14 protein-coding genes, 4 pseudogenes and 1 riboswitch are annotated in these 15,314 nt (G+C 41.9%); of the genes and pseudogenes, 3 read left to right on the top strand and 15 right to left on the bottom strand.

The window, feature by feature from the left end:
- Positions 1 to 74 precede the first annotated feature (74 nt).
- From M1D71_RS15595 to M1D71_RS15575, 5 genes are all read right to left on the bottom strand, one after another.
- The gene (locus M1D71_RS15595; RefSeq protein WP_458122700.1) at positions 75 to 476 is read right to left on the bottom strand and encodes a DJ-1/PfpI family protein; all 402 of its coding nucleotides are present in this window, start codon (positions 474 to 476) and stop codon (positions 75 to 77) included.
- Between the two features lie 60 nt (positions 477 to 536).
- A riboswitch (ZMP/ZTP riboswitch) is annotated at positions 537 to 618 on the bottom strand.
- Positions 619 to 1,956: 1,338 nt separating this feature from the next.
- The gene (locus M1D71_RS15590) at positions 1,957 to 2,574 is read right to left on the bottom strand and encodes a hypothetical protein (protein ID WP_458122699.1); all 618 of its coding nucleotides are present in this window, start codon (positions 2,572 to 2,574) and stop codon (positions 1,957 to 1,959) included.
- A gap of 836 nt (positions 2,575 to 3,410) precedes the next feature.
- A complete protein-coding gene (locus tag M1D71_RS15585; protein ID WP_458122698.1) occupies positions 3,411 to 4,304 on the bottom strand; it encodes a LysR family transcriptional regulator in 894 nt (297 codons plus the stop codon).
- 183 nt (positions 4,305 to 4,487) lie between these two features.
- Complete coding sequence (locus M1D71_RS15580; protein ID WP_458122697.1) at positions 4,488 to 5,126, bottom strand: HD domain-containing protein; 639 nt, start codon at positions 5,124 to 5,126, stop codon at positions 4,488 to 4,490.
- A 261-nt stretch (positions 5,127 to 5,387) separates the two neighbouring features.
- On the bottom strand, positions 5,388 to 5,660 hold the full coding sequence (locus tag M1D71_RS15575; protein WP_458122696.1) for a hypothetical protein: 273 nt from the start codon (positions 5,658 to 5,660) through the stop codon (positions 5,388 to 5,390).
- Positions 5,661 to 5,804: 144 nt separating this feature from the next.
- Here M1D71_RS15575 and M1D71_RS15570 point away from each other — a divergent pair, with 144 nt between their 5' ends.
- Positions 5,805 to 6,236 (top strand): hypothetical protein, encoded by a 432-nt coding sequence (locus M1D71_RS15570; RefSeq protein ID WP_458122695.1) that lies wholly within the window; start codon positions 5,805 to 5,807, stop codon positions 6,234 to 6,236.
- A 180-nt stretch (positions 6,237 to 6,416) separates the two neighbouring features.
- Here the strand turns inward: M1D71_RS15570 and M1D71_RS15565 are convergent.
- From M1D71_RS15565 to M1D71_RS15540, 6 genes and pseudogenes are all read right to left on the bottom strand, one after another.
- Positions 6,417 to 6,626 (bottom strand): annotated as a pseudogene (locus tag M1D71_RS15565) (DUF2268 domain-containing putative Zn-dependent protease); the annotation flags it as partial.
- 44 nt (positions 6,627 to 6,670) lie between these two features.
- Positions 6,671 to 8,056, bottom strand: coding sequence for a sensor histidine kinase (locus tag M1D71_RS15560; protein WP_458122694.1), 1,386 nt, complete (start codon positions 8,054 to 8,056; stop codon positions 6,671 to 6,673).
- Positions 8,047 to 8,706, bottom strand: a complete 660-nt coding sequence (locus M1D71_RS15555; protein WP_458122693.1) for a response regulator transcription factor — start codon at positions 8,704 to 8,706, stop codon at positions 8,047 to 8,049. The genes M1D71_RS15560 and M1D71_RS15555 overlap by 10 nt, the downstream gene beginning before the upstream one ends.
- A 25-nt stretch (positions 8,707 to 8,731) precedes the next feature.
- A complete protein-coding gene (locus M1D71_RS15550) occupies positions 8,732 to 9,490 on the bottom strand; it encodes a lantibiotic immunity ABC transporter MutG family permease subunit (RefSeq protein ID WP_458122692.1) in 759 nt (252 codons plus the stop codon).
- Between the two features lies 1 nt (position 9,491).
- A complete protein-coding gene (locus tag M1D71_RS15545) occupies positions 9,492 to 10,223 on the bottom strand; it encodes a lantibiotic immunity ABC transporter MutE/EpiE family permease subunit (protein WP_458122691.1) in 732 nt (243 codons plus the stop codon).
- Between the two features lies 1 nt (position 10,224).
- Complete coding sequence (locus M1D71_RS15540; RefSeq protein WP_458122690.1) at positions 10,225 to 10,932, bottom strand: lantibiotic protection ABC transporter ATP-binding protein; 708 nt, start codon at positions 10,930 to 10,932, stop codon at positions 10,225 to 10,227.
- A 319-nt stretch (positions 10,933 to 11,251) separates the two neighbouring features.
- On the opposite strand from M1D71_RS15540, the pseudogene M1D71_RS15535 reads away from it, so the two are divergent.
- Positions 11,252 to 11,921, top strand: a pseudogene (locus M1D71_RS15535) (serine hydrolase domain-containing protein); the annotation flags it as partial.
- 48 nt (positions 11,922 to 11,969) lie between these two features.
- On the opposite strand, the pseudogene M1D71_RS15530 reads toward M1D71_RS15535, so the two are convergent.
- Both M1D71_RS15530 and M1D71_RS15525 read right to left on the bottom strand, forming a co-directional pair.
- A pseudogene (locus M1D71_RS15530) lies at positions 11,970 to 12,382 on the bottom strand (DDE-type integrase/transposase/recombinase); the annotation flags it as partial.
- A 2-nt stretch (positions 12,383 to 12,384) separates the two neighbouring features.
- A pseudogene (locus tag M1D71_RS15525) lies at positions 12,385 to 12,495 on the bottom strand (oxidoreductase); the annotation flags it as partial.
- Between the two features lie 247 nt (positions 12,496 to 12,742).
- Between M1D71_RS15525 and M1D71_RS15520 the strand changes: the two are divergent.
- A complete protein-coding gene (locus M1D71_RS15520; RefSeq protein ID WP_458122689.1) occupies positions 12,743 to 13,177 on the top strand; it encodes an Rrf2 family transcriptional regulator in 435 nt (144 codons plus the stop codon).
- 57 nt (positions 13,178 to 13,234) lie between these two features.
- Here M1D71_RS15520 and M1D71_RS15515 read toward each other — a convergent pair whose 3' ends face one another.
- Positions 13,235 to 13,423 (bottom strand): hypothetical protein, encoded by a 189-nt coding sequence (locus tag M1D71_RS15515; protein ID WP_458122688.1) that lies wholly within the window; start codon positions 13,421 to 13,423, stop codon positions 13,235 to 13,237.
- A gap of 873 nt (positions 13,424 to 14,296) precedes the next feature.
- The gene (locus M1D71_RS15510) at positions 14,297 to 15,184 is read right to left on the bottom strand and encodes an SDR family oxidoreductase (RefSeq protein WP_458122687.1); all 888 of its coding nucleotides are present in this window, start codon (positions 15,182 to 15,184) and stop codon (positions 14,297 to 14,299) included.
- Positions 15,185 to 15,314: the final 130 nt, after the last annotated feature.

Here is a 15,314-nt window from a genome sequence, read left to right as displayed (position 1 = left end):
AAGTCCCACGTCAATGGAAGCCGTAACCCCCGCACCGGTTACCGTATTACCATCACGCACTACACGCGCTGAAATTACTTCTGCACAATAAGGAGCCAGTAAATCATAAGCTGATGAGTCTTTTTTCCATTCAGGAAACCTGCTGCGCCCAGTAGCAAAGTCCCTGTACAAATAGAAATCTTATACGGTACGTTCTCTGCCGTTCGGACCCAGCCCATGAAATCCTCATCAAATCGAAGCGTTCTAGTTGATAATCCACCGGGAAAAAACACTAGATCAAAATCACCTAGATCAGGTAACACTTCGTTGGATTTCATTCTCAGCCCCCGATCATCTGTTATTTCATTCTTGTTTGCACAGAATGTCCATGATACGTTTTCCTTCGCTTTCAGAATCGCTAGCCATGTCACTGCTTCATAGAATCCAGCTAAGTCCATGCTTGTCATTCCATCGAATAACACAAACGCCATTTTCATTGCCGCCACCATTCCTTTCATTCCCTGAATAATAAATAAAGTGTTTGATCAAAAGATCAAACACTTTGCCCAGGCGTACGGCATATAAAATATGTGCTTCCTCGTGGTTCACTCCACGTTTACGCCAGTCACACATACCAGTTATTTAACAGTAAGTATACATGACATCTTTTTCATTTGTAAATATATGAAATTTATACATACTTTCACTTTTCTCTGTTTTTGATATCGAGCTTAATTCCTATCTTAGAACATTTATTTCAAGACAATCTGCTTTCACTTCTTACGGCAATTCAAACATTCTGCAATTAAGAAAATCATATTTATTTTCCTCCATTTTATTAAACTAACCTGCCCGTTAGCCTAATGAAATTCTAAACGACACGGGTATCATGTTCTTAACCTTTTTAACATCCAACGGTGTTCTTCCTTAGATCAAAAAATAACTGGTTACAGATACAAAAAATCATTATTTAAGTGAACACTTATATAAACCTACTTTTATATCCGTCACATGAACCCCATCCTGAAACTATTCATATAACTTCTTAATCGGAAATGACACAATGTTCTTGTCCCGCGACACGATCCGCCAAGTAACTTTCAAATACGCTTCAGGCAATGTAACCACACCGCCATCTTTCTCAGTAAATCTAAATTGCTACCAAAACATCCTTAGTTACAGCTTCCACCACTTCCGGAGCGATCTTTTCCACATCTAGCAGCTATACGATATTAAGTCTAGGCTTGTATCATCTCTAAGGTGTTGTATAAATTCTTCGAACATGTGAATTGTTTGTTGGTTAAAAGAAAAGACCTCCAGTGAAGGAGGTCTCTAAATTTTGCGAGATCAAAAAGAATGATCTGCATTGTACAAATAATTATGAATACCGTCTTGTACTTTGTTGTTATGCCTCATTTCAAAATAGATCAGACTCAGTAAGACAGTAATCAGCACCAGTAGAACAGACATAATTTTTTGGAAATTAGTCATTACCAATTATACCCTACGTTAAATGTATTATCTAAATCAAACATGTGTTGAACGGCACTGTGCCATTCTGTGACATGAGTCACTTGTAACCCTTTATAAGGATATGCAGAAGCTGCCTTCCAACTAGTGCCGAGTTGAAAGTTATCTGTTGACTGAAGATTCTGTAAGAATTCTGGTGTAATTACCCATATTGCCGTATCTGTGCTTGTATTTTCTGTGAGATCGATGTTTGGATTACCATCATAGCTAAAGCTCCACTCTAGTGCCCATGGGTACGTAAATATAACTTCATATGGGCCACTGCCCTGGTCACCAGGGCAGCATCGTAGAAATCATCTTTTAAGTACATGACGTCGTGTGTGACAGTTAACTTCTTGGCATCGGTAGCGCCACTTAGTTTTTTGATCCGTATAATATCTTTGATTGCAAAATAATCAAATTTTGTATCTGATTCATTCTTTTCTTTGTATAGCAGCCATTGAGTAGTCATTTTTCCGTACTATCTACTCCATAGAGGCCACCTACAGTCCTAATATCAGCTGTGTTACTTTTTACGATAGTTGACATAGGAGTAATCTGATTTGCTCTTTCTTCGTGATTAGTTATTTGGTTCAATATAATAGATGCATCCGTAGGTATCTCGTTTCCGTTCTCATCCATGTTTTTGTAGTTAAGCATCAGCATTTTATAATTCTTGTCCTCCAGGGTATAACCTATAATCTCCTGTTCGGTTGTCTCTTTTAGCTTACCTTCATTTTGTTGATCAACATCATTGATAAAGAGCGATCGCACTTCCCCTTCTTCAGTATTCGTGACTGTAAACTCTAGGGGTTGATTTAAAAGCTCTTCATATTTCCCAGGAGTGAGTCCTCCATATAAGTAAACTTTTTTTCCACTTTGCAGTGCCTTCTGTAAAAACGCTCTCAACTCTGGGTTGCTTTCAACTTCTTTTACATCATAGGCGAAAGAACTGTAGTCATAAAGGTTAGGTAAATCAGAGCTAGGTTTCTCGATTAAAATAATCGACCTTGCTATTGTTTGGTTGACTTCTTCTGCAGTAGCGAAAAATAATCCTTCTTGTTGTACAGCAGGTGTCGCATACAATGACGTACTACTCACTGTAAACAGTAAAGATGCAGCCAAACTTAATCCGAATAACTTGATATTTCGCCTTTTTAAAACCTAGCAGCCGTGTTTAACCCTCATCTTGTCAATTGTCACATAAAAATGTGAATATTTTCATGTATTATGGCACCTTATTGAAGCTTTAAGTGCATGTGATCAACGTTTAGATGTCCATCTAATCGGTAATCGGACTATGTTCTTGTCCCTCGACACCGTCCGTCCGCATTTTTATGTTGCCAGTTAGTTGAACAAAAGCAGCCAATCATATTGATCAGCTGCTTTCTTTGTTTTTTAACTCTATCGTTTCACGTTAGTTTAATGAGCTAATAATAAATCGTTAAGAACCATTACGAACCGATTTGTTGTATAAGCGTAAATCTTTTATTTTCCCTGTAAAATTCTAGCTATATTGAAATTTTCAAATTCTTCTTTAGCCAAAGATGATGTTGAACGCTAAATATTGTTCAGAGTTAATTAAATGATCGACGAGCTCGCGTTTGGAGAGCTTCTTATAACGCCTTCTAACGCGATCGATATCTCTATCTGGATGATGATTATTTTGATTCTTGACAGTATCTTTATTAGTAATTCAAAAGGCTGTTCATTACAGACAAAGTACATAACAGCGATTAGTCAACAATGAGGGTTCTACGCGTCCGCATTATTCCATAATGTTCCCAATCTTTTCAACGTAAACACTCAATGCTTTCCTTTGGATACTTAAAATGTGACAATACTGTTTACCATTTTTTAAGAAGGCTTACGATTTTCTCAGCACGCCGTCTTATTGCGCTAAATCAAATCTCTTGACAGTTTTAATTAGATAGTCCAAGTTGACCTATTTGTTCCTGGAGAAGCTCGGTAAATTTCAGAGCTGTTTGTCCCCTAAATTTCTCCTTGTGATAAATTAGACCAACTTGCCGAATAAATGGAGCTTCGGCAATACTTAATGTTCTTATTCCAGGCCTCTTCCACTGCTTAATCAAGGTTTCCGAAAGGATAGATCCCCCGACTCCTGCTTCAATAAGGTTAATAATTGATTCAATAGAATCGGTTTCGATGGCAGGTCGTAAATGAATATTCCTGAGACGGCAGATTGCATCAATTTGCTGCCGACACTGATAATTCTCAGGGAACAAAACTAGAGATAGGTCCTTAAGATCCTTCAGGCTCACTTCGGATTTCCCCGCTAGGGGATGGTCAACATTGACCGTTAAATAAAGCTTATCGTTGTAAAGCGGTTGGGAAACGATTCGTTCATCATGAACCGGAGTAATAGTAAGGGCCATGTCTATCTCGTTATGAAGCAAGCGTTCCGCAACATTGTCCGCGGTAATGATTCTAACCTGAACTTCTGAATAAGCATCATGAAAATCTGGCAGCAGCCGGCAAACAAGCGAATTTAATTCGCCCGGCAAAACCCCCATGGTAAGACTCCCTCTTTTGATCTCTTGCAACTCCCTAATTTCTTCCCGCACACTTTCAAGGCTGTGAAATAAGGTATTGCAATGTTTCAGCAAAATAAATCCTGCCTCAGTAATTGCCGTCTTCTTGCCTATCCGATCGAATAAAGGTAAACCCAATTCGTCCTCAAGTGCTTTTACCTGGTGGCTAAGTGTAGGCTGCGTAACACCCAACTTCTCAGATGCTCTTGTAAAATGCAGCTCGTGACAAACTGCCATGAAATATTCCAATTGCCGGATTTCCACTATGTACCTCCATGTTCTGAATTATTTATTGATTCATACGTTTTAATGTATGATTTAAACTCATAGTCAGCTTATATTATAGTTAATTATAGATAATTTTAGATAAACAAAACAATCCCCGACCGCCGTCCGATGGGGATTGTTTTGTGAGTAGCTTTTAAAAATTCGTTTTACTAAAAAATTTTATTCGTGCCATGGCGAATGAAGTACACAATCGCAAAAATCGGTGCGTTTGAACCCCGGGAGTAACCGGGCGCATACATCTGCCTTAATATTACCAAAGGTCGTTTCCGGTTTATGAGCAAACCCTTCAAGAAATGCGGGTAAAATTTTGTTCTTGAATCCATCACGCGGATAAGCCGATGTTACCTCGTTTCGCATCTCTTCAGTAAATGCATCAAAATTTTCTCCCATCACGTCATAGCCAACGCCAGAGTAAATCAAGGCGACTTCCGGTTCTTTATACTGGGCTACTCCAATGGTGGTATGCAATGCGATGGCATCCCATACGAGCCGTGCAGATTCTTCAGGTACTCCATAACTTCGTAAAAAACTACGTGCTGCGTTAGCTCCGTCCACCTCAAAACGTTTATCAGGACTGCTGAAGTACTTGGTAAGTCCTAAGTCGTGGAACAAAGCGCTGATGTACAGCAATTCTGAATCATAATTTACATTATTTCTTTTTCCCATCAGTGCACCAAATAGGTACACCCGGTGGGAATGATTCCATAGTAAGTCGTTTCCATGCTCTCGAAGCAACTCTGCGGCTGCTTTAGCCAGTGCGCTGTCTGGTATTTGAATTTCTGCAACAAATTTTGACATGAACAGAACCTCCTGATAATTAATTCGGGGTGTTACGAAGTTAATTGTAAGTTTTGTGTATTCATTGATCAATATTATTGTTTCTATTGTTACCATAAATATTAGACATGATTTTATTTATAGAGACTTATATGGAGCCGAGGGCACAAATTGGTTACTTTTGTACCTTTCATTAGACAATTGAGGCTACTAATTCTACTGTGTTCCTCTACAATTTTTCCAAGATATCTATTGATTGTGCACAATTTCAGTCCATTTCTGCTAACAAAGTAAATCCGAGTCTATCTCCAGCCAAGCATTGAAGAAATTTTCACTAAATTGGATTATTATTTTTTCCATAATCCCAAAAAGAATCTTTGTATCAATACATTGTTGAGTTTTCATTTGAAAACTTACAATTTGTTCGGAGAAATACTCTAGATAACCTTCAATCAGTAAAGGTGCTTCCTTAGACGTGTGAATTTTCCCATTCTCATCATAGAAATGTTCTTTCTTGAGAAGAGCTTTCTGTTTCGCTGTTACCCGTTTTTCCATATACTTTAGACCATCAAAGAACTGATTCCCTACTTTAAGTTCTGTTTTAAATGGGCGGTATAACAGATTCATCTATCCATTACATTACATTCTTTCAAGCATATGAATATAGTACGACTTTGTTTTTACAGGAGGAAAATGAAAATGGCCATATATGAATTACTTAATTATAACCGTGCAGCATTAACGAAACCCATTATACCAGTTGGTACAGATCCAACTTTATTTTTGGAATTTGGACTTTATGTTCCACAAGCATCGAATTTTGTTGAACTGATAGCCACTTTCTGCTGGAATGCCACTTTAGAAGGAAACATTAACTCACCAAGAATATTTATTGAGATTACGCAAGACGATGTCCCGATCGATTTAAATATTGCACAAGATTCTTCGACCGGTTTTGACGATACTTTGACGCTTAACGTAACTACATTCCAACAGATACTGACTGATGTACCGACAGGGCATCATGTTTACAAACTTTATGCCCGTAATTTACAACCGGCAGAAGGAAGTATTATTGCCGTCAATCTGGTAAACCTTTCTGGCAAAGTGATTGGCCCTACTACCTCTTGAAAAAGGCTGGGCATCTGTCATATGAATCGCACTTATGGAGCCTTGAGTTAAATTCAATACAGTTCCCCTAAGATTCCCTATGTACTTTCGGTACAATTATGTATCTACTCGCTCATAAAAGAAGGAATTACTATGGAAGAATTATCAAACGTTCACATATGTCTCGACTGTTTTTTGTGTTTCTGCATTTGTTTTCGTTACCCAAGGGCCGAGCAATTCTTCTCCAAACATGAACGTAGCAAAGTTTTCAGCTAATCCTTCACTTACAATGAGCTCGTCCAAACGAACGTTGTGATCCCACTGAATAAATTGATATCGCACATTATGGTTGCATTCGTGTGCCTGCGCAGCCTTCATTCGAGGAACCGTCTACTCATTTGGCAAGAGTGTACCCCAGAGAAACCCGAGTCCGCTGAACAACTAGAAAACTTAGGCTACATCTGAGGCAACTCAATGGTAACTTTTCCTCCGCCTGACGTTGGATCGTTGGCAACATGGAGCTCCCCACCATGCAAGGAAGTTATAAAGCTAGCAATGTACAGCCCCATGCCGTAATGTCCCTTCGCTCTGCGTGCCGAATCACCCATATAGAACTGCACGGTCGCCAGCTTGAGTGCTTCCGTTGAGAATCCTGGGCCTTTATCTAGAACGCAGAACCGTATACGCTCTTGCGTATAATTAATGAGCAAGGAGAGCTCGCTATGCCTAGGCACTTGGTCTACGGCGTTGGAGATGATATTCATTAGCGCTCTTTCCAACAGCTCGGGATCGACCTGCATCGTATCGGGGAGATCATGAGCTATGACATGTGGAGTAAGCTCCTTTACGACAGCCAGTGCCTGCATCTGTCCTTCGATTTTTCGTATGAATCCCCTTAGATCAACAGTCGCGAGTTGAAGCGAGGTTGAGCTCTCTGTTTTCGTCATTTCAATTAACGACTTGATATAGGCTTCCATCTGTCTTGCACTCTCGGTAATGTAGTCCGTATACTCCTTCTGCTCTTCCGTTAAGCTCGTTTCAGTAAGAAGCTCGACATTACCACGAACAATAGTCAGCGGCGTCTTAACATCGTGAGCTAGTGCAGAGATCTGATCCCGACGACTACGTTCCAGCTTCCATTGCCTCTCCAGCGACTGCTTCAAGGCATGCTTCATCTGGTCCATGGAATGAAGCACACGGTCAATTTCAGCGATCCCGCTGTATTGAACAGTAAAATCCAAATTTTGCTGCTGAAGAAGTTGAGTTGTTTCCTGTAGCCCGTTCATTTTGCGCGCCAGCTTGCGTCCAAAGGAGGAAGCAAGCAAGGCTGACCCACCGAGGAACGCGACGCAGAAAACAACAAAAAAGAAAAACTCAGCACTAGGCACAAGACTGCGAAGTAAGGGATTGCTGAACTGAGCGGTTAAGGAATACCGAAGAATATAGACCTCTTGTTGATGAATGGTTTTCATATAGTTATATGGGGGAGTGTATGAAGAATTTTGATCCTCTAGCAGCCCCCAAGCAAAATGTGCCTGTTTATCCGACAGGTTATGCTCTAGCAGCCCACCATCTAATGTATACTTCGCATATTTGTAAAGCGCATAAGACGAGTCCTTTTCAGGCTGTTGGCCTGCTGCGATTGCAGAGCTAGTTTCTATCGCCTGCTTCTCCGCATAATTAGCGGGTAAGATTATGCCGCTATACATGCTTCCAACAAAAAGTAAGGCCAGAACTAGAGTAAGTCCTATTGTGCCCGCACAGAAAACGGCCAAATATCGGAGAAACAATGTACGGAGCTTCGTTTGCTTGCGTCCAGATATTCGGGAATTTATTTCCATCGGTATCCAATCCCCCATACGGTTTCTACTGGAGCGAACTCTATTCGTGTCAGCTTGGCGCGGATATTTTTAATATGCTCCACAATGGTAGCGGCATCACTCTCGCCGTCGTAGCCAAAGACAGCTTCGTAGATCTGTTCCTTGGAGAAAACTTGTCCTCGGTTCAACGCCAGAAATTCACAAATCGCATACTCGCTTTTGGTGAAAGGGATGATCGTATCCCGTACCGTAATTTCTTTGCCGGATAGGTTGAAATTCACCTCGCCAATACAGAGTACATTACGTTTCTCGCGATTTTCTCGACGAAGATGAGCATGAATTCGCGATCGTAATTCTCCTGAGCCGAACGGCTTAATGATATAGTCATCCGCACCTTCACCAAGCCCTGCCATCACATCATTTTCCATGGATTTGGCGGTCAGGAACAGAATGGGGCAATCTACCTTACTGCGAATCATGCGGCAGAGGGTAAACCCATCCAGCTCCGGCATCATCACGTCCAACAGGATGAGGTCATAAGCACCCAATTGAAGATTCGGCACCTCAGTAGAATTTGTGTAGGTTGTCACGACATGTCCGTCCCTTTGCAATATATTTCGAAGCAACGCGACAACAGCAGGCTCATCATCGACAGCCAGTATATTCGCCATGACACTCACTTCCTTTATAATTGTCCTATTCTAACGATGTTCTTCCTTCCCATCGTCTAAACCAACCTCCTAATAATATCATGATTGCTGCAGTCCCACCTATACAACACAGGATTCCCGGCTGAATAAGCAGCTCGGACGGATACGCCGCTCCCCCTGAGAGCTCAATCTGCATCCAGCTCGTGATGAATCTCGCAGCCCATGCGCTCGGAATGTAAATCCAATTCTGATCGCCGAGCCCTGTCAATAATAGAGCAGCTGCTAGGCTTTCTATAATCCCCAGACCAATGGAGGCGCCTTTGCCGAATCTTAAGCTGATGCAGACATGTAGAGCATAGAGGAAGACACTGCTTCCAAATAGGATACAAGCAGCCTTCACATAAAAAGCAAGCTTGTAGGGAGATTGATCCAACCCATTTAGAAAGCCTGCCCCAAATCCAACCACAGCCAACAACGCACTGCCAAATCCTAAGACGAGAAGCAGCGTCAGCTTGCTGGCAATGGGGATAAGCCGGCTCGGCTGGGCCAGCATCTGCTGGTAATTCCCGGCCGATGCCTCTTGATCAGCTGCGATGGCGCAGACAATACCGATCATCGTTGGAAAGGCGATGGCAATGACCTGCAAATATCCGCTCACCTTGGAAACAGGTGTATACGGGGTATAGGCGAAATAGGCTAGGAATATGCCCAGCCCAGCAAGTGGAACAAGCAGGTGGATAAGCAGCAGCGGCTGCCTTCTAAGCTTCATCAGGTCTGACTTTAGGCTGCGATAGTAAGCGACCATATTATTTCTCCTCCCGGTTGCGGAAAGGCAGCATCGTTAGCGCGGATAGCAGGATAAATAGAGCAAGCGTGATTAGCACACCTGGAACAATGACCCCTCTATCCAAAAGTGCATCGTTAACTGGCACCGGCAATCCATTAGGGAGTACCCCTATTACGGCGCACATAAGACGAGCAGGAATGGCATAAGGAACTGCCCACCAAAGTGATGTTTCGCTAAATAAAATCATGCAGGCGACATTCCCTAACACATTTACAATGAGCGCCGCGAACATGCCGATCCGATCTACAAGAAACAGACAAAGCGGAATCTGCCATAGAAAAGTCAGAAACAGCAGCAGGCTGGCAGTGGCGCTTTCTTGTATATTTATCCTGCCAGGAAAAACAAAGCCGCTTAAGGTAATGGCCGTAAACAGTACGATTGTCGAGGCTAACAGCATCAATGAGCCAGCACCGATCTTACCAAGCCAGACCCGCCCTAGATTAATGGGAAGACCGAGTAAGGCACGGTATTTTAGTTTTCTCCCGTCCTTTTGAACCAGTCCAGCACACATCAACGTTAGTGCCCCGGGCAGAAGCATTGCATACCACCAGTTATAGCTGGCGATTTGCAGGAATGGTCCTGCCATCAACGCCGTGCATAGCAGCAAGGTTAGAAGAGGAGCCAGCCAGATCAACTTATTCGCAAAGGTTCGTTTGGTTTTTAAGATTTCAGCACGAATGTACACTTGCATCCTAGTTCTCTCCCTTCCGATACGCTCGAGCAATCTGCATAAATAAGGTTTCAAGACTCTCTCCTGGCGTGATTGCATCTTGGTAGGCGAGAACGCCCCCCGCTATAATGCCAATGTGATCTGCTATTAGTTCTACCTCGGACAAAATATGGCTGGACAATATAACGGTGATTCCTTGCTCTGGAAAGGAGCGAATCAGCTCCCGCTGCTCTTGAATACCGATCGGATCGAGGCCGTTGGTCGGCTCATCAAGAATGAGCAGATTCGGATTATGGAGAAGGGCAATCGCGATGCCAAGCCGCTGCTTCATCCCCATGGAAAATTGGCCGGAAAGCTTCTTTCCTGTATTCGTCAAATCGACCAGCTGCAGCACCTCGTCAATACGAGCTTCTGGCAGTCCGAGCAGCGTCGCCCGTACCTTCAGGTTTTCCCTTGCCGTCAGATTTTCGTACAGAGGCGGTGACTCAATCAAGGCGCCAATATGGGCTAGGTCATTGCGCGTCCATGGCTTGCCTTGAAATAGAATTTCGCCTGAGGTAGGCCGCAACATGCCAGTCAGCATTTTAAGCGTTGTCGATTTCCCTGCTCCGTTCGGACCGAGCAGCCCATAGACAGAATGCTCTTGAATAGATAAGGAAACGTTGTTTACCGCCTGCTGGCCTTTAAAACTTTTACATAGATCTCGTGTCTGTATAATCATGTTTTTCATCGATACCTTCATCCTTTACTTTCGTTGTTGTGCTTATCTTAAAAGCGAATTCTAAGAAATTTATAAGGATTACCGAGCCGTCGATGATTTTCTAGTAATTCATTGACACGTCGTTAATAAAAAGCACCGGATACGATCTGGAATCCGATGTATACGGTGCTGTATATGCACCTAGCAAAATAGTTCGTAGTAAGTAGAAGATTATGATAGCAATCTAATTTTCTATATCGTATGATTCTTCACATACATTAAGATTTTACAATAATAAGCTTCATAATATGTATCTTATTACACTTTAGGGAAATAAGGTGTACTGCGGATTTATAATTTCCGTACGGGAGTTTTTTCGGAATGGAGTGACTATGAAAAAAATATTGTCTTTATCATTGCATCACTTATACTGTTCACCGGATTCGCAACACCAAGTTATGCAGTATCATATTCGCAATCCGATTCAATACAAACATTGCTGGATGATGCAAGCCGTATATCAGGTGTACCGGGAATATCAATCTCAATACTTGCGAACAATGAAGTGCTCTTCTTTTCTTCTGGGTACGCAGATCGTGAAAAGGGACTGTCGGCAAGTGAAAATACTCTATATGAGTTGGCTTCGGTAAGCAAAGCTTTTACCGGCATGGGTATTCTGCTGATGGAAGAACAAGGACTTCTGTCAATGTCAGACTCTATCCAGAAATATTTGCCTTGGATTACGTTAAAGTATCAGGGGAAACACGTTGATATGCAAAGTATTACACTCAATAACTTTTTACACCATACTAGCGGCTTAACAAATGGCAGTTACAGTCAAGTTCTATCCTGGTGAGCAGTATCATTACGGAACCGTTAATTACGACGTATTAGGTCTGGTTATTGAGATTGTGTCGCGACAAAGCTATGAAGACTTTATGAGGGAACAGGTATTTCAGCCGTTGGGTCTTCACCAGACGAATGTTTATAAAGAAGATGCTCAAGCCACCGGACAGTTGGGGGACTGCACCCCTTTTGTGAGACAGGGATCAAAACACCTTGCAAGTTTAAGCAACGAGTCTTCGGAAATTTATCGGAGACTGGTTATTTAGTTCGCTTGAATTCGAATTAAGTTATAGTAGTTGATGTACTCTCGAGCGGTCTGTTCAACGATGGCCGTCGTTGTGCACCTAAGATCTTCGAGGTAAAACGTTTCAGACTTTAGTGTGGAATGAAACGACTCCATGGGGGCATTATCAGCGGGCGTTCCTTTACGGGACATGCTCATGGAAATGCTTTTTTCCTTAACTACAGTCTGATAAACTTGAGAAGTATACACGCTACCTTGGTCGCTGTGGAGCAGCATATTTGTCCGCTCTGATAGTTGGTCCAGCGTATCCAAAACCAAGGATGTGTCCTGCTTGTCCGCTATACTGTAAGCGACAATCTCCCCATTGTACAGATCCAAAATACTTGAAAGGTTACTGCCGCGTCTAACTCCCTTTTGTCTACGGCCGGAATAAATACGTAGGCTCCCTCCGAAACGAATCGTTGTGCCGTCGTAAGTCCGATCCCGCTTGTTCCTCTAGCCAGCTATCTCTCGTGCCTTGCCATGTTTCATAAATGATCAAGTCATCCGTCTGATCCAGATCGTCCGAAACTATGGCACTAATGAATGCCTTCTCGGATGAGCGTTCTTTATTCTTCTTTCTAACTTCTTATTTGATGGAACCATAAGTACTTGGAAATGACTTTTGACCCTCTTGTTTACCTGCTGAAAAACTGTCGATTGACCTGTTCTATAAATGGAACTATACTTTGTAGCAAAGAAGGTGAGTAGATGAAACAAATAAGCAGTCGCTTTTCGATGGCAGTCCATATTCTCTCGATGATTACGTTGGATCCCATATATAGTACAGGTGATCGAATTGCACGTAGCATCAATAGTAACCCTGTTGTAATTAGAAGGATTATGGCCCAGCTCAAAAAAGCAGGGTATATTGAAACAAAACCAGGAGTTGCGGGGGCCTCCCTTCTGGTATCGCCCGAAAGATTAACCCTGCTGGATATCTTTCAAGCGGTCGAATCTGTGGAAGGAAATCAGCTTTTCAATTTTCACAAGAATGCTGACCCCAATTGCTCTGTAGGTATGAACATTGAATCGATATTATTACCAAAACTCTCTAATGCGCAGAAGGTCATGGAGCATGAACTGGCTTCTGTTACCCTAGCTCAAATTGTGGAGCAAATACGAAAAGAGGCAAATGTAAAATAAAGCTGCTCCTACGGTGTATGGAGTAGCTTTATTTTACATTTTTTAATTTTTCACCAATCAAACAGTAGCTTGCGCGGGCTCTACATATTCAATAAAACTGCCATCGGGATGCTGCACAAAAATGCTTGGACCAATAGGACCACACTGATCCCTTATTATAAGGGTATTTTGTTTTTTTAGTTCTTCCTTCAATTCGTTCATGGAATCCACATACACCACGGCACGGAGTGATTTAGCAGGCTTCATGGAATCGGGACTTCCAGATACAATAACGTAAGGATAGACTGTGGCTAAAGATAAGCCAGCTTCAGGAATGTCCCACGTCCGATCCATAGATCGGTTTAGCAAGAGATTCATAATAAGCAACAGTTGATTCAAGTTGCTCGGTAAAAACGGGGATAAAATGATTTAAGATTTTCATGTTAGCCTCCAATTTTTTGTTTTCTAATTATAACCACAATAGTTATAACTGTTTTAGTTATACAAAAACATTTTGATTCTGTCAATTTATTCGATGAGTATTCTCATGATTTGTATACTTGTCTTGTTTCGTCTACTTGAGATCTGTTTGGTCACTCGACTCCTGGCAATGACATCGTTCTATGACGCCTTAGCTTGGCATCTCTTTTCTACAACACAGAGGGTTTGATAGCTGAGTTTTTCAAACCAAGCCAAAAACACGGGCATGGTTTTCCCCTCTACTTCCTAACTGAAGAAGATTCGACGTTTAGATATACATCTAATCGGTAATAGGAACATGTTCTTGTCCATTCCGGCAAACGGTACAAGTTCTTGTCCTTGGCTCGGGACAAGAACTTGTACCGATAAAATAAAAAAGCCGCTAAAATAGCGACTTCAATGGGAGACGATGTTCTTGCCCCTCGACATTTCTCTTGACTGTTCTTTGAAGCATCTTATGCTCATCACTTGGATTATTCATAATAAGCATTGCAACTTTTTGTTTTTATGGATTAGCGGCTAAAAAATTTCTCTCTTCATAAAAACTTCAACAGATTTTTGAAGTATCTTATATTCAATAGTTTGGACACCGCGTTTAGGGCTTTATTACAGCGGAGTACTTTGCAGCGATTAGCTGGTAATGCGCTCCTTGTAAGTCCATCAATCTTCAATTTTAGAAAACGGCGATTTGATTTTGAAGAATTCTTTATACGTCATTGGTTTTCGGCCAATCAGACGTTCAAGATCCCCAGACGTCTCCGAGAATTCTCCAGTGTTGATTCCACGCACCCAACCTAATAAGAAATCAGTCATAAGAACAGGCAAGCCATTCGCTACCATAGTGTCTATATATTCTTTTTCGCTAATTGCCTCATAAGGGATATTTATCTCATTAATCTCCGAGAGGGCTTCAGCGATGTCTGCAAAAGAGCTTCCCTCGCTGCCACTTAAAGTATATGACTTATTTTCGTGCCCGTTTTGAGTAAGAACGGTTACATTGGCTGCCGCCAAATCGTCCAGAGATGCAGCGGCTACTTTACCGGAACCCGCTGGTACTCGTACGCCGATTTTAAGCGCATCTCCGAAATACGAATGCATGACTTCAAGATACGGTGGATTCCGCAGAATGGTATAGGCTAATCCGGATGCTTTAAGCGTTTGTTCAGCAAATAAGTCTGACATCGATACTTCGGGCACAATAAGATTTGAATTTTCTCTTCGTATGATCGACGTGAAAATCACTTGTTTGACACCAGCCTGTTTTGCAGCTGCGATGACATTGAAATGTTGCGTATTGCGGTCGGTAAATGCTTGCGCGGAAATAAGCATAACTTTTTTAACACCATTGAAAGCCCGCAAAAGTGAGTCATAATCAAAATAGTCCCCCTGTTGAGCTTCTATACCTTCTTTAATAAACTTTTTTATTTTTTCGGATTCCGGATCACGTACCAATACAGCGACCTGATTTGACGGAACTTTTTTAAGAAGAAGCTCTAGTGTCCTGCTGCCGAGATTACCTGTTGCACCAGTAATAAGTATTTTACCCATATGAATAACCCCTTTGTACTTTTATTAATGCTGTAATCTTATAACTAGAAACCAATCGCGACTTCCGAATTGTTCACCAGTTTTATGACCATATGATTGACTGAGAGCCCGCAGGACTTTGTAATTTTGA

It is taken from the genome of Paenibacillus sp. Z3-2 (assembly GCF_054161325.1).
Note: the sequence above shows the minus strand (reverse complement) of the source record. Positions and strands in the feature narration are given on the sequence as shown.